Source organism: Vulcanococcus sp. DEBay_Sum22DG08_74 (genome assembly GCF_017852955.1).
GTDB lineage: Bacteria > Cyanobacteriota > Cyanobacteriia > PCC-6307 > Cyanobiaceae > Vulcanococcus.
Map to the genome: position 1 here is coordinate 1 of NZ_JAFMKL010000026.1, position 19,171 is coordinate 19,171.

Annotated in this window: 21 protein-coding genes and 1 tRNA gene; 12 read left to right on the plus strand and 10 right to left on the minus strand. The window is 65.7% G+C overall.

Features of this window, described 5'->3' with window-relative positions; translation table 11 throughout:
* Nucleotides 1–380: 380 nt before the first annotated feature.
* Entirely contained in the window at nucleotides 381–821 is a 441-nt protein-coding gene (locus tag QZ184_RS04840; RefSeq protein WP_296416286.1) for a VOC family protein, read from the minus strand.
* Nucleotides 822–1,150: 329 nt separating this feature from the next.
* Here QZ184_RS04840 and QZ184_RS04845 point away from each other — a divergent pair, with 329 nt between their 5' ends.
* The 4 genes from QZ184_RS04845 to QZ184_RS04860 all read left to right on the plus strand — a co-directional run bounded on the left by QZ184_RS04845 (nucleotide 1,151) and on the right by QZ184_RS04860 (nucleotide 4,571).
* Nucleotides 1,151–1,321 carry a hypothetical protein gene (locus QZ184_RS04845; protein WP_296416287.1) on the plus strand — a complete coding sequence of 57 codons (171 nt, stop codon included), beginning with the start codon at nucleotides 1,151–1,153 and terminating at the stop codon, nucleotides 1,319–1,321.
* A gap of 57 nt (nucleotides 1,322–1,378) precedes the next feature.
* Nucleotides 1,379–1,564: a hypothetical protein gene (locus tag QZ184_RS04850; protein ID WP_296418415.1), complete on the plus strand. Its 186-nt coding sequence runs from the start codon at nucleotides 1,379–1,381 to the stop codon at nucleotides 1,562–1,564.
* Between the two features lie 469 nt (nucleotides 1,565–2,033).
* The gene (locus QZ184_RS04855) at nucleotides 2,034–3,212 is read left to right on the plus strand and encodes a THUMP domain-containing protein (RefSeq protein WP_296416289.1); all 1,179 of its coding nucleotides are present in this window, start codon (nucleotides 2,034–2,036) and stop codon (nucleotides 3,210–3,212) included.
* Nucleotides 3,213–3,233: 21 nt separating this feature from the next.
* The gene (locus tag QZ184_RS04860) at nucleotides 3,234–4,571 is read left to right on the plus strand and encodes a cation:proton antiporter (protein ID WP_296418417.1); all 1,338 of its coding nucleotides are present in this window, start codon (nucleotides 3,234–3,236) and stop codon (nucleotides 4,569–4,571) included.
* On the opposite strand, the gene QZ184_RS04865 is transcribed toward QZ184_RS04860, so the two are convergent.
* A complete protein-coding gene (locus QZ184_RS04865; protein ID WP_247479477.1) occupies nucleotides 4,537–4,947 on the minus strand; it encodes a phage holin family protein in 411 nt (136 codons plus the stop codon). The genes QZ184_RS04860 and QZ184_RS04865 overlap by 35 nt on opposite strands.
* The gene (locus QZ184_RS04870; protein ID WP_296418419.1) at nucleotides 4,944–5,444 is read right to left on the minus strand and encodes a hypothetical protein; all 501 of its coding nucleotides are present in this window, start codon (nucleotides 5,442–5,444) and stop codon (nucleotides 4,944–4,946) included. The genes QZ184_RS04865 and QZ184_RS04870 overlap by 4 nt, the downstream gene beginning before the upstream one ends.
* A 91-nt stretch (nucleotides 5,445–5,535) precedes the next feature.
* On the opposite strand from QZ184_RS04870, the gene smc reads away from it, so the two are divergent.
* Entirely contained in the window at nucleotides 5,536–9,141 is a 3,606-nt protein-coding gene (gene smc / locus QZ184_RS04875; protein WP_296418421.1) for a chromosome segregation protein SMC, read from the plus strand.
* 35 nt (nucleotides 9,142–9,176) lie between these two features.
* A complete protein-coding gene (locus QZ184_RS04880) occupies nucleotides 9,177–10,103 on the plus strand; it encodes a PRC-barrel domain-containing protein (RefSeq protein ID WP_247479483.1) in 927 nt (308 codons plus the stop codon).
* 9 nt (nucleotides 10,104–10,112) lie between these two features.
* Here the strand turns inward: QZ184_RS04880 and msrB are convergent, their stop codons facing one another.
* The 3 genes from msrB to QZ184_RS04895 all read right to left on the minus strand — a co-directional run bounded on the left by msrB (nucleotide 10,113) and on the right by QZ184_RS04895 (nucleotide 11,928).
* On the minus strand, nucleotides 10,113–10,514 hold the full coding sequence (gene msrB / locus QZ184_RS04885; RefSeq protein ID WP_247479485.1) for a peptide-methionine (R)-S-oxide reductase MsrB: 402 nt from the start codon (nucleotides 10,512–10,514) through the stop codon (nucleotides 10,113–10,115).
* A gap of 29 nt (nucleotides 10,515–10,543) precedes the next feature.
* The gene (locus QZ184_RS04890; protein WP_296416292.1) at nucleotides 10,544–11,827 is read right to left on the minus strand and encodes a glycosyl transferase; all 1,284 of its coding nucleotides are present in this window, start codon (nucleotides 11,825–11,827) and stop codon (nucleotides 10,544–10,546) included.
* A 19-nt stretch (nucleotides 11,828–11,846) separates the two neighbouring features.
* Nucleotides 11,847–11,928 (minus strand) — tRNA-Leu (locus QZ184_RS04895).
* Nucleotides 11,929–12,140: 212 nt separating this feature from the next.
* Between QZ184_RS04895 and accC the strand changes: the two genes are divergently transcribed.
* Nucleotides 12,141–13,493, plus strand: coding sequence for an acetyl-CoA carboxylase biotin carboxylase subunit (gene accC / locus QZ184_RS04900; RefSeq protein ID WP_010312998.1), 1,353 nt, complete (start codon nucleotides 12,141–12,143; stop codon nucleotides 13,491–13,493).
* On the opposite strand, the gene QZ184_RS04905 is transcribed toward accC, so the two are convergent.
* Nucleotides 13,490–13,774, minus strand: coding sequence for a YggT family protein (locus tag QZ184_RS04905; RefSeq protein WP_296418426.1), 285 nt, complete (start codon nucleotides 13,772–13,774; stop codon nucleotides 13,490–13,492). The genes accC and QZ184_RS04905 overlap by 4 nt on opposite strands.
* A gap of 137 nt (nucleotides 13,775–13,911) precedes the next feature.
* Between QZ184_RS04905 and QZ184_RS04910 the strand changes: the two genes are divergently transcribed.
* The 4 genes from QZ184_RS04910 (at nucleotide 13,912) to QZ184_RS04925 (ending at nucleotide 16,016) form a co-directional block, all read left to right on the plus strand.
* Entirely contained in the window at nucleotides 13,912–14,034 is a 123-nt protein-coding gene (locus tag QZ184_RS04910; protein WP_010313012.1) for a photosystem II reaction center X protein, read from the plus strand.
* A 76-nt stretch (nucleotides 14,035–14,110) separates the two neighbouring features.
* Nucleotides 14,111–14,992 carry a Ycf66 family protein gene (locus tag QZ184_RS04915; protein ID WP_296418423.1) on the plus strand — a complete coding sequence of 294 codons (882 nt, stop codon included), beginning with the start codon at nucleotides 14,111–14,113 and terminating at the stop codon, nucleotides 14,990–14,992.
* Between the two features lie 5 nt (nucleotides 14,993–14,997).
* Nucleotides 14,998–15,537 (plus strand): hypothetical protein, encoded by a 540-nt coding sequence (locus tag QZ184_RS04920; RefSeq protein ID WP_010313014.1) that lies wholly within the window; start codon nucleotides 14,998–15,000, stop codon nucleotides 15,535–15,537.
* On the plus strand, nucleotides 15,534–16,016 hold the full coding sequence (locus QZ184_RS04925; RefSeq protein WP_296416295.1) for a hypothetical protein: 483 nt from the start codon (nucleotides 15,534–15,536) through the stop codon (nucleotides 16,014–16,016). Before QZ184_RS04920 ends, QZ184_RS04925 begins: the two co-directional genes overlap by 4 nt.
* Nucleotides 16,017–16,023: 7 nt before the next feature.
* Here the strand turns inward: QZ184_RS04925 and QZ184_RS04930 are convergent, their stop codons facing one another.
* The 3 genes from QZ184_RS04930 to QZ184_RS04940 are packed head-to-tail and all read right to left on the minus strand — an operon-like array spanning nucleotide 16,024 to nucleotide 18,606.
* Nucleotides 16,024–16,236 (minus strand): chlorophyll a/b-binding protein, encoded by a 213-nt coding sequence (locus QZ184_RS04930; RefSeq protein ID WP_247479494.1) that lies wholly within the window; start codon nucleotides 16,234–16,236, stop codon nucleotides 16,024–16,026.
* Nucleotides 16,214–18,205: an ABC transporter ATP-binding protein/permease gene (locus QZ184_RS04935; protein WP_010313017.1), complete on the minus strand. Its 1,992-nt coding sequence runs from the start codon at nucleotides 18,203–18,205 to the stop codon at nucleotides 16,214–16,216. Before QZ184_RS04935 ends, QZ184_RS04930 begins: the two co-directional genes overlap by 23 nt.
* 38 nt (nucleotides 18,206–18,243) lie before the next feature.
* The gene (locus QZ184_RS04940; RefSeq protein WP_296416296.1) at nucleotides 18,244–18,606 is read right to left on the minus strand and encodes a histidine triad nucleotide-binding protein; all 363 of its coding nucleotides are present in this window, start codon (nucleotides 18,604–18,606) and stop codon (nucleotides 18,244–18,246) included.
* Nucleotides 18,607–18,656: 50 nt separating this feature from the next.
* Here QZ184_RS04940 and QZ184_RS04945 point away from each other — a divergent pair.
* Nucleotides 18,657–19,171 (plus strand): magnesium chelatase domain-containing protein (locus QZ184_RS04945; RefSeq protein WP_296418424.1); only part of this gene is annotated, 515 nt, incomplete at its 3' end.

Here is a 19,171-nt window from a genome sequence, read left to right on the forward strand (position 1 = left end):
CCGTCAACGCCCCAGCCCCCCAGAGACCCCGCGCTCAGCGGGAGCTGGGGAAGTTCTGATAACAACAAAGCCGGCACCCAAGGGCACCGGCTTCGAGCAATGGATTCGGTCGGAGCTTCTGAAGGAGGCACACCTGGGGCCAAGGATCCAGGTGTCGAGCGGTGGGTCTCCTGGGGCACCTCAGGCGGTGCAGATGGAGTGCCGTCAAAACTGACGGCCCGCTCACAAGCGGTAGAAGACTGTTGGAGCAGGGGCCTTCGGTCAGCTCGCTCCTGAGGACTGGTTCGGTGGAGTGTCGGTCACATCCGCCTCCGAGATCGATGGGCCCAGCATCGGACCGCCCCAGGCTCTGGGCAATCCGAGTTAATGCCCATTGCCCCTCAGCGCAGGTCCTGGTCGCCGACCTGGGACTGATCCCTGCAGCCCAACACCGCTTCGCTGTGGGTGTAGTGCTTGAACTCCAGCCAGTTGGCACTGGGATCCTGAACAAACAGGGTGTGATGCTCCAGCGGACCACCGGAGTAGCGGCACTTGGGGGGCACAGAGAAGAGGCAGCCCCTGCGCTCCAGCTGCAGCCTGAGCTGCTCCCAACGGGTGAAGGTCTCAAAGACCAGCCCGAAATGTCGGGGATAGATCCCAGGCTGCCCCGGCTCCAGAAGCTGGGGCGTGTGTTGCAAGACCAACTGGTGGCCCTGGAAGTCAAGAATCGAGGCCTGCTCACTCCTGCGCCCGGGCTGGCAGTCCAAGGCCTGGACGTACCAGTCATGACTGCGTTGCAGGTCAATCGCTGGAATCGAGAGATGAAAGCAAGGCCGAACCACGGCGTGCCCCTAGGCCAAGACGGGCCTGGAGAAACGGCCGTTGCAGGCTTTCCAGAACTGGGACTGGGGACTCAGCACCGCCCCATGCAGGCTGCAGAACCCATGGCAGCTCGGATCACCCTTGACGAAGGGGCAACCAGAACAGTGCAGCTGCAATTGGCAACGCAGAGACGCCAACTGCAACTCTCCCCTGGAGCCATGGGCTGGCACAGCGTGGGGGGAATGAAACACGGACTGGATCCCTTGAAGCGCGTGCCCCCGGTCTAGGAACGCTGCTCCAATTCGGCCAACCCAAAGGAGCGAACGCAAACAGCGGGACTCTGAAGCCGGTGGCAGCAGCCAGCGGCGATGGCTACGACAGGACCAGTCGAAGAGAAGCGGTGGAAGACGGACTCTTGGGGCTGGCCGGGCTGGTGATTCTCCTGGCCCTCGCCGGTTTCGGCCTGCAGGAACTGGCCGTTGAGTTGCGAAATGCCCAGGATCACCCCACCACAGAGTGAAGCCGCAGCCACCTGGGGCGATCAGGCGCTAGAGGTGGGATGGATGCCGCCCAATCCATGGCCCTTCAACGCCTGCGCTCGATCAAAAAGCGCCTGATGCAATCAATGGACCGCCTCACCCAAGGGGGATCCAAACGGGCCTACACCAAAAAAGTCCTCAGCCAGAAAAGTCATGAGGCCTACGAAGTCGTCTGTGGGGTGGCTGGCTGCGTTCTCAAAAAAAGAGACGTGTCCAAGTCCTGAGTAGACATACCCATGGCAACCCCTACCGGTTCCGCTTCGATGGGATCGGCAAATGGGAACCTCAACCGCGGCTGGGAATCCGCGGTTTTTTTGTGGCCAGCGAGCTGAAGCACCGCATGAAGAAGGGGCCTCCCAGCCCCCATGGATCATTTGGTTGATAAGGCTGATCTAACCCCATCTCCCTTAATTAGGGTCAGGCAGCCACAGGGGCGGTCTGACGGGAGAAACGAACGATGTTGTTCGCTGTTACGTGTTTGCTCTTACCGAGCAGGCTTCAGTCACCCTCCTCATGCCCCGTCGAAACCATTGCAGCCCCATGAAGTGGAGCTGAGCGGAATCGAACCGCTGTCCGAAACACTGGTGTGAGCCACCTAGTCCGGTCGAGACCGGACCCCCTCATTCTGCAGGGTCAACGCACAATGGGAGAGACCTCCATCGAGGAGGACAACCGCCCCAGTCGATTGAGGTCATGACAGAGGCCTGGCAGCGGCAACCGGTCAAACGCCTCGCCAAGAGCGGCCTGATCCAAGGGATCGCGGTGCTCCCCCAGGGCCTTGAGGAGATTGGCGCCGAAGAGCTGATCAAGCTCGGCGCCAAGCAGGTGCAACCCCTGCGGCGCGCCGCGGCCTTTGAGGCGGACATGGCCTGCCTCTATCGGCTCCATCTGCAATGCCGCTATCCCTTCCGCTTCCTCCGGGAGATCGCGCGGTTCCCCTGCCATGACCGCGAGTCGCTCTACGACGGAATTCAGAACGCCCTGGACTGGGAGCGCTGGCTACACCCTTCGATGAGCTTCCGCGTGGATGTCAGCGGCAGCAATCCCGGCCTGAGCCACAGCCACTACACGGCGCTGCAGGTCAAGAACGCCGTCGTCGACCTGCAGCGTGACATCTGGGGCGAACGCTCCTCCGTGGACCTCGAAGAGCCCGACCTCTCCCTCCACGTCCACCTCAACCGCCACGAGGCACGGCTCAGCCTCGATGGCTCTGGCGGCAGCCTCCATCGCCGCGGCTACCGCAGCGCCATGGGCCTCGCCCCCCTCAAGGAAAACCTGGCCGCCGGCCTGATCCGGCTGACGGGCTGGGATGGATCCATCCCCTTGGTCGATCCCCTCTGTGGATCGGGGACACTCCTGATCGAAGCCGCCAGCTGGGCCCTCTCCCAGGCCCCAGGCCTGCATCGCCCCTTTGCCCTCGAGGGCTGGGCGGACTTTGACGCCGAGCTCTGGGACGAGGAGCAGCGCCGGGCCCAATCGCGCGAGCAACCGCTGAGCACGCTGCCGCTGCTGCTGGGCTGCGAACAGAACGCCAGCGTGGCGGAGCAAGCCAGACACAACGCCCAGGCCGCAGGACTCGCTGAAGCCATCACCCTCCAAACCGGCGATTTCCGCACGCTCGCCCTGCCCAGCGGCCCAGGGGTCCTGGTCTGTAATCCGCCCTATGGCGAGCGGATTGGTGAACGCGATGAACTCGAGCAGCTCTATGCCGATCTCGGGGCCATGGTGAAAGAGCGCTGCAGTGGCTGGAGCCTCTGGCTCCTCAGCGGCAACCCGGAGCTGACCGGCGCCCTACGCATGAAAGCCAGCCGGCGCATTCCGATCAGCAACGGAGGCATTGATTGCCGCTGGCTCCACTACGAAATCCGCTAAAGCCAGCCCTAGGCTTCTGCCATGAGTCACTGGATCACCCCCCTACTGGCCAGCAGCCAGGGGTTAATGACGATCCCCCTCGAGATTCAACTGCTCTTCATCGGAGCGGTCTATCTGGGCACGCTGATCATCAGCCGCTTCTCGATTCGAATTGGGATTCCCGCTGTTCTTGGGGTTCTCTTCTTAGGCCTGCTGATCAATCTTCAGGTTCTCGATATCCATCCATCCGAGGTCGAACGGCTTCAGACCTTCTCGTTGGCCCTACTGCTGTTTTATGCCGGGCTGAAAACCGACACCCAGGCGATTCGTGGCTTCCTCAAATACGGCCTCGTCCTGGCCATTGCCGGGGTCGCCGTCTCCACCCTGGTCCTGGGTGCTGCGATCGTCTGGCTGACCTCCCAAAGCGGGGCGGCCATCACCCCGGGGCTCAGCAATGCCATCCCCCTGGGAGCAGCTCTTCTCGTGGCCGCCTGCCTGGGTTCCACCGACGCCGGAGCCACCCTCGGGGTCCTGCGTCAGGTCAAACGGCATGTGCCAAAGAATGTTCAAGATCTGCTCGAATTTGAGTCTTCCGTCAATGACCCATCGGCGCTGATTTTGTTCAGCATCGCCGCCAGTCTCTTCAGCGTTGGAGCGCAAGGACAAGCACTCCCGGATGTTGTCATTAGCGGCTTCTCAAGCCTGTTGCAAAAAATCGGTTCCGGAGTCCTGGTGGGCCTGGGATTTGGTTATGTCGCCCGCGTGATGATCAACCGCCTGGTGGTCGACCGGGAGCAACTGCTCATCGTGGCGATCTCCATCGCCTTTATGGATTACGGCTGCACACAAATCCTGGGCGGATCGGGCTTTGTCGCGGTCTACATAACCGGTCTATTGATGACCAATGAGCACTACCAACGCCCCGAGATCAACCACCAAACGATTCAAGAAGTGCTGCTGCCGTTCAACACCATGACGGAGATCAGCATCTTTTTCATCTTTGGTCTACTGGTGAATCCAACCCACCTGCTGCCCGCCCTACCGGCCGGTGTGGCCACCGCCGCGGTCCTGATGCTCGTCGCCCGGCCCCTGAGCGTCCTGATCTTTCAGCGGCTCTCGCCCTTCAGCCTGAAGGAGTCCTTATTGATCGCCTGGTGCGGCCTACGCGGAGCGGTCCCCCTGGCTCTCTCCTTCAACGTCATGGGCGCCATCCCGCTGTTGCGGGGAGTGCCCAGCGATGCAGCCGCCAGCGTCCTGGCCCAGAACTGCCAGGGGATCGTTTTCATCACGGTGATCCTCAACCTCAGCCTGCAGGGACTCTCCCTGCCGGGCCTCTGCCGCTGGCTCAGCGACCAACCAACGCCCGAGTCGTCTTCGTAAGACCCGCCAAGGTTTCGGGCAGGTAGGGGCCCTTGGTCATCAGGCCACCGATCCGCAGGAACACAGCACTCAGCAGCAGGTTCACCGCCATCAAGCCCAGGGCGGAGTGGATCCAGCTCCAGCCCCAGTTCTGATGCAGCCAGAACAACAGCGCCACATCGGCCGCCAACCAGGCCATCAACAGCGCCGAGAGGCCCGCCATCAGCAGCACGACCCCGCCAATCAAACGGCGCTTCTCGCGGTCGGCCTCCTTCAGGGCAATCCGGACATGCAGGTCCATCACCGAGGCCACCAACCCCGTGATCCGGGAGGCCGCCTTCAAGGGGACGCCACGCCGCGGCGCGTCCTGCGAAGAAGAGGAGTCGGAGCTGGTCATGACGAACGGCGGCCGGAGAGCAACAGACCGAGCAGTAGCCCCACTCCAGCAGCCAATCCCAAAGCCATCAAGGGGCGCTCCCGCACCGGTTTTTCGATGCGCGGCCGCAAGTTGGCATTGAGGTCATCCAGCAGATGCTCCAGCTGCTCCTCCAGCGGCCGCAGGGAATCCGCCCACTGCTGGGCCTGGTCCTCGCCCACCGTCAGCAGATCCAGCAACTGCTCCTTCACACCGTCACTCGTACGGCCGGTCTGCCGGGCAATCACCTCCACCACCGTGTCCAGGCTGCCCCGCGTGGCCTCCAGGGTGTGACGGGCGACATCTGGCCACTCCCGCTGGATCGTCGGCAGAAACTGCTCGAAGCGCTCCCGAAACAAGCTCGCCACCGGCGAGAGGGGCTCGGTTTCAGGCGCCGCCTCTGGCTCGATCTTGGCCCGCCAGGGCTGCTCCTGCACGGGCTCCTGGGGGACACCGTTGCTGGTCGTGCCTGAGTCCATGGAGCCGTGGGACAGCCACCACACCGTAGTGACCATGCCTTGAAATCGACAGAGGGTCGGCTACCTTTCTGGTGCTCGACGCTCGGGCCTGTTGGTTCACATCAATCAGGTAGAGCTGACCCACTTCAAGTCCTTTGGCGGATCGATGTCGATCCCACTGGACGAGGGGTTCACGGTGGTCACCGGCCCGAACGGCTCGGGCAAAAGCAACATCCTCGATGGGGTCCTCTTCTGCCTGGGCCTCGCCAGCAGCCGCGGCATGCGGGCGGAGCGACTGCCCGACCTGGTCAACAGCTCCAAGCTCAAGCAAGGCAAAGCGGCCGAAACGGTCGTCTCCGTTCGCTTCGACCTGAGCGACTGGCAGCCCGATGAGGCCGAACAGGGTCTCGAGGCACCCGAAGAGGGCCCCTGGATCAAACCCGGGCAAACCGAGTGGACCGTCACCCGCCGGCTGCGCATTGCCCCCGGCGGCACCTACGCCAGCACCTACAGCGCCGACGGCATCCCCTGCAATCTCCAGCAGCTGCAAACCCAGCTGCGGCGGCTGCGGGTGGACCCGGAAGGCAGCAACGTCGTCATGCAGGGCGACGTCACCCGCATCGTCTCGATGAGTTCCCGCGACCGCCGCGGAATCATCGATGAGCTCGCCGGGGTGGCCCTCTTCGACTCCCGCATCGAGCAGACCCGCTCCAAGCTCTCGGACGTGCAGGACCGGGAAGAGCGCTGCGCCATCGTCCAGCAGGAACTGCTGGTCTCCCGGCAAAAGCTGGAGCGGGACTGCGCCAAAGCCCGCACCTACCAGGAGCTGCGGGAGCGCTTCCAGCGGGGCCGGCTGCAGGAGCAGGTGCTCGGGTTCGAGCAGGCCGAGGCCCAGTTCAAACAACTGCAGAGCCGCCAGGAGGCGCTCAAGCGCCAGCAAGAGAACGAGCGCCAGAGCGTCAGCGAAGGTCGAAGCACCCTCGAGACCGCCTCCAAAGCCCTCGATGCCCTGCAGGCCGAGGTCAAAGCCCTTGGGGAAGATCAGCTCCTGGCGGTGCAGTCCGAGCTCGCCGGCCTGGAGGCCAGCGCCAGGGAACTCAGCCGCCAAGCGGAGAAACACCAACAGGGCGCCGAGGAACTCCAGCGTCAGCGGATGGAGCTGGGCCGCCAGCAAGCCGACCTCAAGCAGCAGCAAAGCCAGCTCAACAGCGCTGACGATCAGGCCAGCCTGGAGGAGGCCGAAGCGGGTTGCCGCACTGCCGAAGCCGCCGTCGAACTCTCCCGCCGTCGCCTGGGGGAAGTGGCCGGCCGCAGCGGCAGCTGGCTGGAAGAGCAAAAGCAGCGCAGCCGCCAACGCCAGGAGCTCCAGGCCAAGCTCTCCCCGCTGCAGGCCGAACAGCAGCAGCTCGTCGAGCGCCTGCGCCAAGAGCAGGAACGCCTGGGAGAACTGCAGGAGCAACTGCAACAGGACGCCGCCAGCAGCGATGGGGTCTCCAGCTCCCTCACCGCCCTGGAGGACGAGTGGCATCAACTGCTCGATGAGCTCAAGGCCCAGCAGACCCGCGCCCAGGAGCTCGCCGAAGCCCTCGCGCTGCAGCAGCGCACCCGCCAACGGCTCGAGCAGGAGCAGGTCAGCCTGGAGCGAGACATCGCCCGGATGGAGTCCCGGCGGGAAACCATCCAGGAAAGCCGCGGCACCGGAGCCCTGCGCCTGCTGCTCGAGGCTGGACTCGAGGGCATCCACGGCCCCGTCGCCCAACTCGCCGAGGTGGAGGAAGCCCATCGCCTCGCCCTGGAGGTGGCCGCCGGCGCCCGCCTTGGCCAGGTGGTGGTCGATGACGACCGCATTGCCGCCCGGGCGATCGATCTACTCAAGACCCGCCGGGCGGGTCGGCTGACCTTCCTGCCCCTCAACAAGATCCGTGGCGGGGGCGGGGCCATGCGCAACGGCGCCGCCTTTGAGCGCGGTGGCGCAGCCGTGGGCGGCGACGGTCTGGTGGGGCGGGCCGTGGAGCTCGTGCGCTTTGAGCCCGTCTATGGCGAGGTCTTCCGCTACGTCTTCGGCGACACCCTGGTCTTCCGGGATCTCGCCAGCGCCCGCCGCGAACTGGGCCGCTGCCGCGCCGTCACCCTCGATGGCGAACTGCTCGAGAAGAGCGGGGCCATGACCGGAGGGAGCCTGCAACAGCGGGGCAATCAACTCAGCTTCGGCGCCGCCAGCGACGCCGACGAAGCCGAACCCCTGCGCCGGCGTCTGCTGGAGCTCGGGGAAACCCTGCTGGCCAGCAAGCGCAAGGAATCCGAGCTCGGACGGTCCCTCGAAGAACTGCGGCCGCAGCTCAGCCGGCTGGAGCAACGCAAGGCCGCCCTGGACGCCGAGCGCACGGCCGCCCAACGGGCCAGCGGCCCGCTGCAGGAACGCCGCAATCAGCTCAGCGCGCGGATCAAGCAGATCGAGACCGACCTGGGCGGCGGGCAGCAGCGCCTGCAGGCCATCGCCACGGAACTCACCCCGCTGCAGCAAGCCCTGCAGCAGCTGGAGGCCAGTGAAGCCAGTGCCCAAGCCAGCGGCGACAGCGAGCGCTGGCAGGGCCTGCAGCAGGAACTCGAGGCCGCCGATGCCGCCCTGACCCAAGCCAGACAGGAACGCGACAACCTGCTGGCCGCCCGCCGGGAGAGGGGACTGGCCGCCGAGCGGGTCAGCAGCCAACTCCAAGCCCTGGGCGGGGAAGAGCAGCGGCTCGCCCAGGCCGTCAATGCCCTGATCGCTGAGCGCACCCAGTGGAAGGAGCAGCAGCAGGCCGATCAACAGAAGCGCAGCGCCCTCGAGGCCAAGCAGCAGGAGCTGCAAACCCGCTTTGGTGAGCGGCGCCGCGCCCGCGATGAAGCCGAGGCCCAACTCGCCAAGCAGCGCCAGGCCCTGCAACAACAGGAATGGGAACTGCAGCGCCTGGGCGAGGAACTCCTGGCCCTGGCCGAGGAGGAGCGCAGCAGCGGCGGCCGGCTGGAGCAGCTGCAACGGGAGCTCCCCGATCCCCTGCCTGAGATCCCCGAGGAGGTGCGCGAGAACGGCCTCGAGGCCCTACAGGCCGAGCTCAAGAGCCTGCAGCAGCGCATGGAGGCCCTCGAGCCGGTCAACATGCTTGCCCTGCAGGAGCTCGAAGAACTCGAGACGCGGCTGGCGGACCTGCAGGAGCGCCTCGACGTCCTCTGCAAAGAACGCGAGGAGCTGCTGCTGCGCATCGAAACCGTGGCCACCCTGCGCCAGGAGGCCTTCATGGAGGCCTTCAACGCCGTTGATGAGCACTTCCGCGACATCTTTGCCGGCCTCTCCGACGGCGAGGGCTTCCTGCAGCTGGAAAACCAGGAGGCTCCCCTCGAGGGCGGCCTCAACCTGGTGGCCCACCCCAAGGGCAAGGCCGTGCGCCGCCTGGCCTCCATGAGCGGCGGCGAGAAGTCCCTGACGGCCCTGAGCTTCCTCTTTGCCCTGCAGCGCTTCCGCCCGTCGCCCTTCTACGCCCTTGATGAGGTCGACAGCTTCCTCGATGGCGTGAACGTCGAGCGGCTCGCCGCCCTGATCGCCCAGCAGGCCGATGCCGCCCAGTTCCTGGTGGTCAGCCACCGCCGTCCGATGATTGGGGCCGCCACCCGCACCATCGGTGTGACCCAAGCCCGCGGGGCCCACACCCAGGTGGTGGGATTACCCCCGGCGGCCTAACCAAGCTCCGACAGGTTTTCGGTCACAATGCGCCCATGACAAGCACTCCACCCGGAAGCGACCCAGCGGCCACCCCCAGCGACCGCCTCTGGCTGCGCTCGGAGCTCATGGGCACCCAGGTGATCACCCGGGACACCGGCCGGCGTCTGGGTGTGGTGGGCGAAGTTGTGGTGGATATCGACCGCCGCGAGGTGGTCTCCCTGGGCCTGCGGGACAACCCGCTCACGCGTTTTCTGCCGGGCCTGCCCCGTTGGATGCCCCTGGAGAGCATCCGCCAAGTGGGCGATGTGATCCTGGTGGATTCGGCTGACTCCCTCTCGGAGAACTTCGATCCGGACCGTTATTCCCGGGTGATCAACTGCCAGGTGATCACCGAATCCGGGGAGCAGCTGGGCCGCGTGCTGGGCTTCAGCTTTGACATCGAGACCGGCGAACTCACCACCCTGGTGCTCGGAGCCGTTGGTGTCCCGCTGCTCGGCGAGGGGGTGCTCAGCACCTGGGAGCTGACCGTTGAAGAGATCGTCAGCAGCGGTCCCGATCGGATCATTGTTTATGAGGGCGCCGAGGAGAAGCTCAAGCAGCTCGGCACCGGCCTGCTCGAGAAGCTCGGCGTCGGTGGCCCCAGCTGGGAGCAGGAGGAACGCGAGCGCTATCGCCTGAATATGGTTCCCGTCGAGAACCAACTGGCCGCGGGGCAACCCACCGCCCAGGAGGAGCAGCGCCGCATCGAGCCGGCCACCAACCGCCGCTTCGAACCGGAAGAGGACTACGACTACGTCGAGGTGGAGCAGCGCCGCGAACGCGAGCCCCTGCGCCAGCGCCGCTATCTCGATGAGGAGCCCGCACCGCGCCGCTATGTGCGCGATGAGTCCCCCCTCGACGTCGAGCCCTATGAGCCCTTCGACGAGCGGGCACCCCTGCCGCGGCGGCGGGAGCCCTCCGGCGGCGGCGATCCCTGGTGAGGGAAGGGCCTAGCCCTTCTCCTCCTCAAAATTCAGGGACGCGGAATTGACGCAGTAGCGCAGCCCAGTGGGGGTGGGGCCGTCATTGAAGACGTGACCCAGGTGGGCATCGCAGTTCGCGCACTTGATCTCGGTGCGGACCATGCCGTGGCTGGTGTCCGAGTGGGTGCTGATGGCGCCCTCCTTGGCCCCATCCCAGAAGCTCGGCCAGCCGGTGCCGGAGTTGAACTTGGTCTCAGAGCTGAACAGCTCACTGCCGCAGCAGACGCAGCGGTACATCCCCTTGGCCTTGTTGTCCCAGTAGATCCCGGTGAAGGCCCGCTCGGTCCCGCCCATGCGGGCCACCTGGAACTGCTCAGGGGTGAGCTTCTCGCGCCATTGCTCGTTGTCGTGCTGGGCGGCGTCAGCCATCGCTTGGAAGCCTGGGAAACCCGCTCAAACTAGGCAGCGCCAGCAGAAGGCGGCGGCAGCAATTCCCGCACCATCCCAGCCAGAGCCGCCACGGCCCCGGGCTGCCCCCGCAGGCTGCGCAGGTCCTCCCGCATCCCCTCCAGGCGCTGCGGATGGGCCAGCCAATCGGCGGCCTCAGCGGCGATCTCCTGGGGTGTGATCGCCCCGACCCGCTCGGGCACCACCTGGCGGCCTGCGGAGATATTGGGCCAGGCCAAGAAGCCGTGGTTGCGCATCCGCCAGGCCGTCAAGGCCGCCCCCAGCAGCCAACGCAAGAAGGGCAGGCGGGCCAGGATTCCAATGCCCCCATCCCAGGCCTGCATCACATGCAAGTGCTGGGTCGGCACCAGCACGATCATCGGCACCCCCAGGGCACCCAACTCCGCGGTGTTGGCCCCGACGGTGGTCAAGGCCAGTTGGCATTGACTCAGCACCCCGTGGGCTGGCTGCTCCTCCACCAAGCGAATCCGCGAGCCAGCGGGGGTCACCAAGTCAGAGCCCTCCAGCACCGGCTCACCCGAGCCGTAGTGCTGGGCGATCGGATTCGCCGCACTGCCGTAGGCCAGCAACTCCTGAACACTGGTGGTCGGAGCCACCGGCAGCAGAAAGCGGATACCCGGCCGCTGGGCCGCCAGACGATCAGCGGCCTCCAGCAAAAACGGCACGCCCACCTGCAACTTGGCGCGTTTGGAACCGGGCATCAACGCCACCCATTCCCCCTGGGGCAAGGGGCGCTCCGAGCGCGCGGCCTCCGAGAGATCCGCCATCAGGTCACCGACCACCTGGCAGCGCGGTTGCCAACGCCGCGCCAGGCGATCCGCCGCCGCCGGCCCCATGGCCGCAATCCGGTCGTTCCAGCGGGGCCAGCGCGCCACCCATTCGGCATAAGTGATGTGGCGATAGCCCAGGCGCGCTGAGAGCAGCACGGTCCAGAACTGATCGCCCCCGAGGAACACCACAACGCCACGACGGGGCCAACGGCCCAAGCGCTGGGGCCTGAGCAACAGACTCCAGAAGCGCTTGGCCGGACTGATCCGCTCAAACAAGCCCATCCGATCCGCCACCTGGTGCTCAATGCCCGTGGCATTGGGGCAGGGCACCAAGACCAACTGCAGGGCCATCGGCGCCCCAGGCGTCAGGGGCCGCAGGGGCAACTCACGGTGCAACCGCTGGGCCAGGGGCCGCACCCAGGTGGCCAGCTCACCAGGTCCATTGCAGACCAGGACGATGCAGGCATCGCCGTGTGGATTGGGCTCAGCGGCGGCAGGCTTCACGCTGCGGAGCTCTGAACGATGCGGATGGCGAGACTTGAACTCGCAAGACCGAAGTCACACGCCCCTCAAACGTGCGTGTCTACCAATTCCACCACATCCGCGTGGTAGTGAGCGTCCAAGCCAAAACGAAGTCCTGGTCTGGAATCTCGGGGGGAGTCCACCACCGAAAAACGGTGGCGTGAGGGGTGCAGCACTGATGCACTGCCCAGGCAATATACCCATCGCCTGACCCCGCCCAGCAAGGGGATGGGCCCAGTCATCACTGATACAGTCCACCCGGCCCGCCCTGCCGGATTCGCCGGACTGCCACTGGATGCCCATCGGCAAACTGCTGATCGCCAACCGCGGCGAAATTGCTCTTCGGATCCTGCGCAGCTGCCGGGAATTAGGAATCCCCACCGTCGCCGTCTACAGCACGGTCGACCGCAACGCCCTGCACGTCCAGCTCGCTGATGAAGCGGTCTGCATCGGCGATGCACCCAGCAGCAAGAGCTATCTCAATATCCCCAACATCCTGGCGGCCGCCACCTCCCGGGGTGCCGATGCGATCCACCCCGGATACGGCTTCCTGGCGGAAAACGACAAGTTCGCCGAGATCTGCGCTGACCACGGCCTGACCTTTGTCGGACCCTCGCCGGACTCCATCCGCTCGATGGGCGACAAGTCCACGGCCAAGGCCACCATGCAGAAGGTGGGCGTTCCCACCATCCCCGGCAGTGAAGGGCTGCTGGAGAACGTGGATGAAGCCAGGACCCTGGCGGAATCCATGGGCTATCCCGTGATGATCAAAGCCACCGCCGGTGGCGGTGGCCGCGGGATGCGCCTGGTCCCCTCAGCGGACCAACTCGACAACCTCTTCAAGGCCGCCCAGGGCGAAGCGGAAGCCGCCTTTGGCAACCCCGGCCTCTACATGGAGAAATTCATCGACCGGCCCCGGCACGTCGAAGTGCAGGTGCTGGCCGACCGCCACGGCAACGTCGTCCACGTCGGGGAGCGGGACTGCTCGATTCAGCGGCGCCACCAAAAACTGCTGGAAGAGGCCCCCAGCGTCGCCATCAATGCTGAGCTGCGTCGCCGCATGGGAGACGCAGCGGTCGCGGCAGCCCGCACCATCGGCTACGAGGGCGCCGGCACCGTGGAGTTCCTGGTGGATCGCACCGGCAACTTCTATTTCATGGAGATGAACACCCGGATCCAGGTGGAGCATCCCGTCACCGAGATGGTGAGCGGGGTCGACCTGATTGCCGAGCAGCTGCGGATCGCCGGCGGCGAGCCCATCTCCTTTAGCCAAGAGGAGATCAAACTCACGGGCCATGCGATCGAGGTCCGCATCAACGCCGAGGACCCGCGCCAGAACTTCCGGCCCGCCCCCGGCAAGATCACCGGCTGGCTTCCCCCCGGCGGCCCAGGCGTCCGTTTCGATAGCCACGTCTACACGGGCTATGAGATCCCACCCTTCTATGACTCCCTGATCGGCAAGCTGATCGTCTGGGGTAAGGATCGCGACCACGCCCTCAAGCGGCTCAAGCGCGCCCTGGCGGAATGCGCCGTCACCGGCATTCCCACCACGATCGAATTCCACCTGCAATTGCTGGAGCGCCCGGAATTCATCTCCGGCGACGTCCACACCAAGTTCGTGGAGCAGGAGATGCTGCCGAACGGCTAGGCCGGCAGCACGCTCAGGCGCATCACCATCTGGGTCAAGAGGCCCTGCTGACCCACCAGCAGCTCGCGGATCAGGCTGACCAGTCCGACCCAGATCACCGGGGTGACATCGACGCCGCCAATCGGCGCAATCAGCTTGCGGCTCAGCGCCAGAACCGGCTCAGTCGGGACGGCCACGATCCGCAAGACACCCTTGCTGAGATCGACCTGGGGATACCAGGTCAGGACGATCCGGAACAGGAACAGCAGGGTCCAAGCCGACAGCAACAGGCCCAGGCCCATGGTGAAGGGGGGCAGCACCAGACGGAGCAGTTCCAGGCTGGAGCCATCGGGTCCCGTCACAAAGCTCTAAGCAGCTGCTCCGCAATCGTAGGAAGTTGCCATCACTGCCTAGGATTGCCCGCGGATTCGGCACTGTCATGACCCCTTCCCTCGCCAATTTTCTGAGCAGCCTTGTCTGGGGCGCCGTGATCGTGGTCATCCCTGTGGCAGCCGCCGTGATCCTGATCAGCCAGAACGACCGCGTTGATCGCAAGCTCTGATCCCTCTGCGGGACTGCTGCGGCAGCTGCTGGCCTCGACGCCGGGCCTACAGTGACCTGAAAGGGCAAATCGATCTGTGGTTAACGCCAGCCTGAATTGGGCCAGCATTGTCGGGATCGTGCTGGCCGTCGGCGGGGCTCTCCTCTACTTCATGAGGAGCTTCAAGCCGGCTCTGGCGCGCGACTACGACGTGTTTTTTGCCGCCGTTGGGCTTCTCTGCGGCGGCATTCTCTTTTTTCAAGGCTGGCGCCTTGATCCGATCCTCCAGTTCGGTCAGTTCCTGCTGGCCGCTACCACCGTCTTCTTCGGCTACGAGAGCGTTCGGCTGCGTGGCGTGACGACGGAGCAGGCCCGCCGCTCGTCCTACTTCGACGACGACGAGGAACCCGCGCCCCGGCCCCGCATGGGTGGTGGTCGCGATTTCCGTGATGACGCCGATCGTTTCGACGATCCCCAGCCGCTTCGGCGTCGGATTCGCTCCCGCGACGACAGCTACGGCGAGCGTGAAGAAGACGACTTCTACCGCCCCCGTCGTCCAGCCCGAGCAGCTATCCCCGAGCGGGCCGCCTCCCGCGATGACTGGCAGGGTCAGGACCGATCGGCACGCCCAGCGCGCGAACCCGAACAGTCCGGCCGCTTCCGCGCCGGTGGAGCCCAAGCCGGCTCAGCGGAATTCGGCAGCCGCCGCCAAGGCCGCGAGGAGATGCGCCGCGGCAGCCGCCCCAACAGCCGGCCCGAGGAGATGCCCCGCTCCAGCCGCCGCGGCAGCCCCATGGGCTCCCCCGCTCCTGAAGGCAGCCGCAGCCCCAGCAATCCCGGCGTTCCCCAGGGCGCGCCCTATCAGGCCACCGCAGCAAAACCTGACGCGGACGCCGGCGTGAGTGACGCTGAGTTCCGTCCCGTTCGCCCCGCCGCTGGCGGTGCCCCTCGCGACAACAGCTCCCGTTTCGACGACTGAGGCCCTTGCCCGCCAAAGCGTTGGTGCTGGCTGGCTTGCTGCTGGCCATCGGCGGCTGCGGCCTGCGCCGCCAGAGCGCCAGCCCCCTGGGGCTCAACGGCGCTGAGAACCGCGAACAACCAGCGCTGAGCGGCGATGGTCGCCTTCTGGCCTCCCTGGTGGAGCGCGGCGGGCGCACCACCGTCCTGCTGCAGGAACGGCGGAGCGGCAAAGTTCTGCCCCTGCGCCACCTGAAGCGGCATCAACCCCACAGCTCCCCCTCCCTGAGTTGGAACGGCCGTTACCTCGCCCTGCTGATCCAGCGGGGGGCGCGCCGGGAGGCGGTGATTGAAGATCGGGCCAGCGGAGCACTGCAGCCCCTCTTCCTGCCGGGCAACGCCGAACCCAGGCGGCTCAGCCTGGCCCCCGATGCCCGTCAACTGGCGGTGGAGCTCACCTCCCAGGGCAGCACCCGACTGCAGATCTACGACCTCAGCGGACTGCTGGAGCCGGACCTCGCCCCAGGGCAGCGCGAGAGCGGCGGCGGGCCAGGAGTCGAGCCTTGATCCGTCTTCTGCTCAGTGCTGGCGCGACGCTGCTGCTGCTCAGCGGCTGTGCTGGCGGACGCTTGCGCCCCCTGCCGGGACTGAACCAGCAGCTCAACCAACTGGGGCAGGGCAGGAGCCCCTCGCTGGCGGGGGGCTGGCTGGCCCTGATCGCCGCCCGCGGCAATGGGCGCGTGCAGGTGCAGCTGATCGACGTCAACCGCCGCAACCCGGTCCCCTTACCGGGGCTGAATCGCCCCGATGCTCTGCCGATCAGCGTTGCGGTCGATCAAAACGCTGAACGGCTAGCGGTCGTGCGCCAACGGGAGGACCGCACGGAATTGGTGCTCTACAAGCGCAGCCTCCAGGCCACGCAGCTGCTGCCGATGGAGCCCGCCGGGGTTCCGCGCCAGGTCAGCTTCAGTGCCGATGGGCGCGTGCTGGCGGTGGAGGTCAGCCGCGGCGGGCTCTGGCAGATCGATCTCCTGGAGATTCCCTAAGGGAACCTCAGCCCACAAAACCAGCCCAGCGCAGGAAGGTCTCCCCACTGAGCGCCTCGACCACGAGGATCGCCACGAAACCAACCATCGCGAAGCGACCGTTCACCCGCTCGGCGTAACCACTCCAACCAAAGGCAGGAGCGTCGTTGGTGGTGGCGCTGGTCGCAGGGACCTCGGGCGTCTCGGACATCGTCGGATCAGGCTCCTTGGCTGAAGTCATAGCTGGTGGCGGGAATCAGCTTCCATCCCCCCTGGCCATCGAGCTCGAGCACCAGGTCGTGGAAGCTCTTGAGGCTAGGGCGGTGACCCACGCTCACAAAGGCCATCTCCCGTTGGGAGAGCAGCTCATAGAGGTGCTTCTCGGTGGCCACGTCCAAGGCGCTGGTGGCCTCATCCAGCACGACAAAGCGCGGGGAATTCAGCAGCAAGCGGGCGAACGCCAGGCGCTGCTGCTCACCCAGGGACAGCAGCCGCGGCCAGTCCTGCTTGATGTCGAAATCCGGGTAGCGCTGCACCAAGGCCGACAGCCGCACCTCATTGAGGACGCTGCGGAGGTGCTCATCGCTGAAGCGCTGGGGCTCCTGGGGATAGCAAAGCTGCTCCCGCAGGCTGCCCAAAATCATGTAGGGCTTCTGGGGGATGAACAGCAACTCCTGGTGGGGCGGGCGCTGGACCTCACCGCGGGCAGCGGGCCAAAGGCCACTGACCAGGCGCAGGAACGAGGTCTTGCCGCAACCGCTGGGGCCCACGACAAGCACCCGCTGCCCCGGCCCCACCTCCAAGCTGAGGTCCTCAATCAGACGCCGATCGCTGTTGGGGGGCACCAGATCCACGTGGCGCACCAACAGGGAACCCGAGGCCCCAGTACTGGATTGCTCCTCGCTCAAGCGCTGCTGCTCAGCGTTGACCTCACTGATGGCCTCGACCTTGCCCTGGAACCCCTCCAGTCGGCTGATGGACGCTGAGAAGGCCGCCAGGCGATCGATGTTGTTCACGATGAAACTCACCGAGAACAACACCTGGGAGAAAGCAATACCGGACTGGGCAAAGACGCCGAAATCCACCTCCTTGGCGAAGTAAATCGGAGCGATCACCAGCCAGGGCAAAAAGCGCGAGAAGTAGTCATAGGAGCGCTGAATCACGCTGATCAGCGCCTCCCAAACAATCAGCTTGTTGTAGTTCTGAATCGCGCCACCCAGGCGGCGCTCTGCCTCCCGTGATTCCTGCTGTTCACCGCGGTAGAAGGCGATCGACTCGGCGTTGTCCCGAATGTGGACCAGGCCGTAGCGGAAGTCGGCCTCCAGCCTCAACTGGTCATAGTTCAGGGCCACCAGCTTGCGGCTGGCGAAGACGATCACGGCGGTGCCGCCCAGGGAATAAATCAGCAGCCACAGGGCCAGGGTGGAGCTGATCGTCCAGAGCACCACAATGAAGCTCAGGAAGGTCAAGACAGCGGAGACCACCTCAACGCTGACGCTCAGGCTGGTGCCGGTGAAACTCGCGGTGTCCTGGGAAATCCGTTGGTCCGGGTTATCAATCTCTTCAGCCGCCTCATCATTGGGATTGAGGACGTAGTAGGCCCGATTGGTCAGATAGCGGCGCAACAGGCGACCACTGAGCCACTCCCGCCAGAGCAAACCCAAGCGGGGGATCAGATAGCTCTGCAGAGCGCGAATCGGCAGGGCCAGCACCAGGCAAAAGGCATAGATCGCGACGATCTGCCAGAACTCCTCGACCTTGTAGGTGACGAGTGCGTTTTCAACGTTGCGGGCGACGTAGCTAATGCCGACGTTGATGCCGTTGATCACCAGGATCAGCAGGGTGATCACCCCCAGGAGCACCCAGGGGAGCCAGCGCCCCTGACGCAACTTGCTGCGCAGGGAGACAAAACTGCCGATCCCTGCGGCAAACAGCACCATCAAGATGGGGCCGGCGGGGCTCGCCCAGAGGGCGGCGATCTGCTGGGGAACCCCCGGCAGGAAGCGGGCCTGGAACTCGGGGATCAGCGCACCGCTGAGGGCCAGCACCCCGCTGAGCAGCAGCAGGGTGCTGCCGGCCACCACCGCGAGCAGGGCAACGATCAGCAGCAGGAACTGCCAACCGCTGGTCTCCTCGACGGGAAGGAAATAGGGCTGAGCCAGCCGCTGCAGCTTGATGAGCTGACGGCGGAAGGCCTGCAGGGGATTCATGACGGCGTTCAGATGCCGTCATTCTCGCCGCTGGGAACTCAGCCTGGAGGCCAAGCCAAGGGACGGCCACCAATCAGGTGCACATGCAGGTGAAAGACGGTCTGGCCGGCCTCCTCACCGCTATTGATCACCGTTCGAAAACCGCTCAGTCCCTCCTGCTTCGCCACCTTGGCGGCCACCAGCAGCAGATGGCCCAGCAACTGCTCCTGGCTGGCCTCGGCCTCCGCCAGGTTGACGATGTGCTCGCGGGGGATCACCAGGACGTGCACCGGTGCCTGCGGAGCCACGTCGCGGAAGGCCAGGCACTGCTCATCGGCATAGACCTGATCGCACGGGATCTCCCCCCGCAGGATGCGGCCAAAAATCGTGTCGTTGCTGGCGAGGTCAGCGGCGTCGGCCATGGGCTGGTGAAACAGCGGTGGAACGTCTATAGAGCGCTGTCCATGAGCCGATGCTGGCACGATCAAGCACCGCCGCGTTAGCGGGAATCGAGGCCTACCCCGTCCAGGTCGAGGTGGATCTCGCCCCGGGACTCCCGGCCCTGGTGATCGTCGGTCTGGCCGATGCAGCCGTTCAGGAATCCAGGGAGCGGGTGCGCTCAGCCCTGCGCAACAGCGGCCTACGGCTGCCCCTCTCGCGGGTGATCGTCAGCCTGGCGCCGGCCGACCGGCGCAAACAGGGCCCCAGCTTTGATCTCCCCATCGCCCTCGCCCTGGCCTGTGCGAGCGGGCAGCTCGAGCCCGCGCGACTGGAGGGGATCTGGTGTTGCGGGGAGCTGGGTCTCGATGGCCAGTTACGACCGATCCGCGGCGCCCTCTCCATCGCCCTGGCCGCCCAGCGGGCGGGGGCCCGGGTCCTGCTGGTCCCCCAGGCCAATGGCCCTGAGGCTCGCTTGGTCAGCGGCCTGGAAGTGCGCCCAATCTGCAGCCTGTGCGAAGCGCTCGAGGCACTGCAGCCGGATTACAG

What these genes read in the sequence shown, in the direction of transcription:
- QZ184_RS04850 (WP_296418415.1), top strand. Translation starts at nt 1,379, where the DNA reads ATGGCCCTTCAACGCCTGCGCTCGATCAAAAAGCGCCTGATGCAATCA.
- QZ184_RS04880 (WP_247479483.1), top strand. Translation starts at nt 9,177, where the DNA reads ATGACAAGCACTCCACCCGGAAGCGACCCAGCGGCCACCCCCAGCGAC.
- QZ184_RS04860 (WP_296418417.1), top strand. Translation starts at nt 3,234, where the DNA reads ATGAGTCACTGGATCACCCCCCTACTGGCCAGCAGCCAGGGGTTAATG.
- accC (WP_010312998.1), top strand. Translation starts at nt 12,141, where the DNA reads ATGCCCATCGGCAAACTGCTGATCGCCAACCGCGGCGAAATTGCTCTT.
- QZ184_RS04870 (WP_296418419.1), bottom strand. Translation starts at nt 5,444, where the DNA reads ATGGACTCAGGCACGACCAGCAACGGTGTCCCCCAGGAGCCCGTGCAG.
- QZ184_RS04935 (WP_010313017.1), bottom strand. Translation starts at nt 18,205, where the DNA reads ATGAATCCCCTGCAGGCCTTCCGCCGTCAGCTCATCAAGCTGCAGCGG.
- QZ184_RS04930 (WP_247479494.1), bottom strand. Translation starts at nt 16,236, where the DNA reads ATGACTTCAGCCAAGGAGCCTGATCCGACGATGTCCGAGACGCCCGAG.
- QZ184_RS04940 (WP_296416296.1), bottom strand. Translation starts at nt 18,606, where the DNA reads ATGGCCGACGCCGCTGACCTCGCCAGCAACGACACGATTTTTGGCCGC.
- QZ184_RS04910 (WP_010313012.1), top strand. Translation starts at nt 13,912, where the DNA reads ATGACCCCTTCCCTCGCCAATTTTCTGAGCAGCCTTGTCTGGGGCGCC.
- msrB (WP_247479485.1), bottom strand. Translation starts at nt 10,514, where the DNA reads ATGGCTGACGCCGCCCAGCACGACAACGAGCAATGGCGCGAGAAGCTC.
- QZ184_RS04865 (WP_247479477.1), bottom strand. Translation starts at nt 4,947, where the DNA reads ATGACCAGCTCCGACTCCTCTTCTTCGCAGGACGCGCCGCGGCGTGGC.
- QZ184_RS04905 (WP_296418426.1), bottom strand. Translation starts at nt 13,774, where the DNA reads ATGGGCCTGGGCCTGTTGCTGTCGGCTTGGACCCTGCTGTTCCTGTTC.
- QZ184_RS04855 (WP_296416289.1), top strand. Translation starts at nt 2,034, where the DNA reads ATGACAGAGGCCTGGCAGCGGCAACCGGTCAAACGCCTCGCCAAGAGC.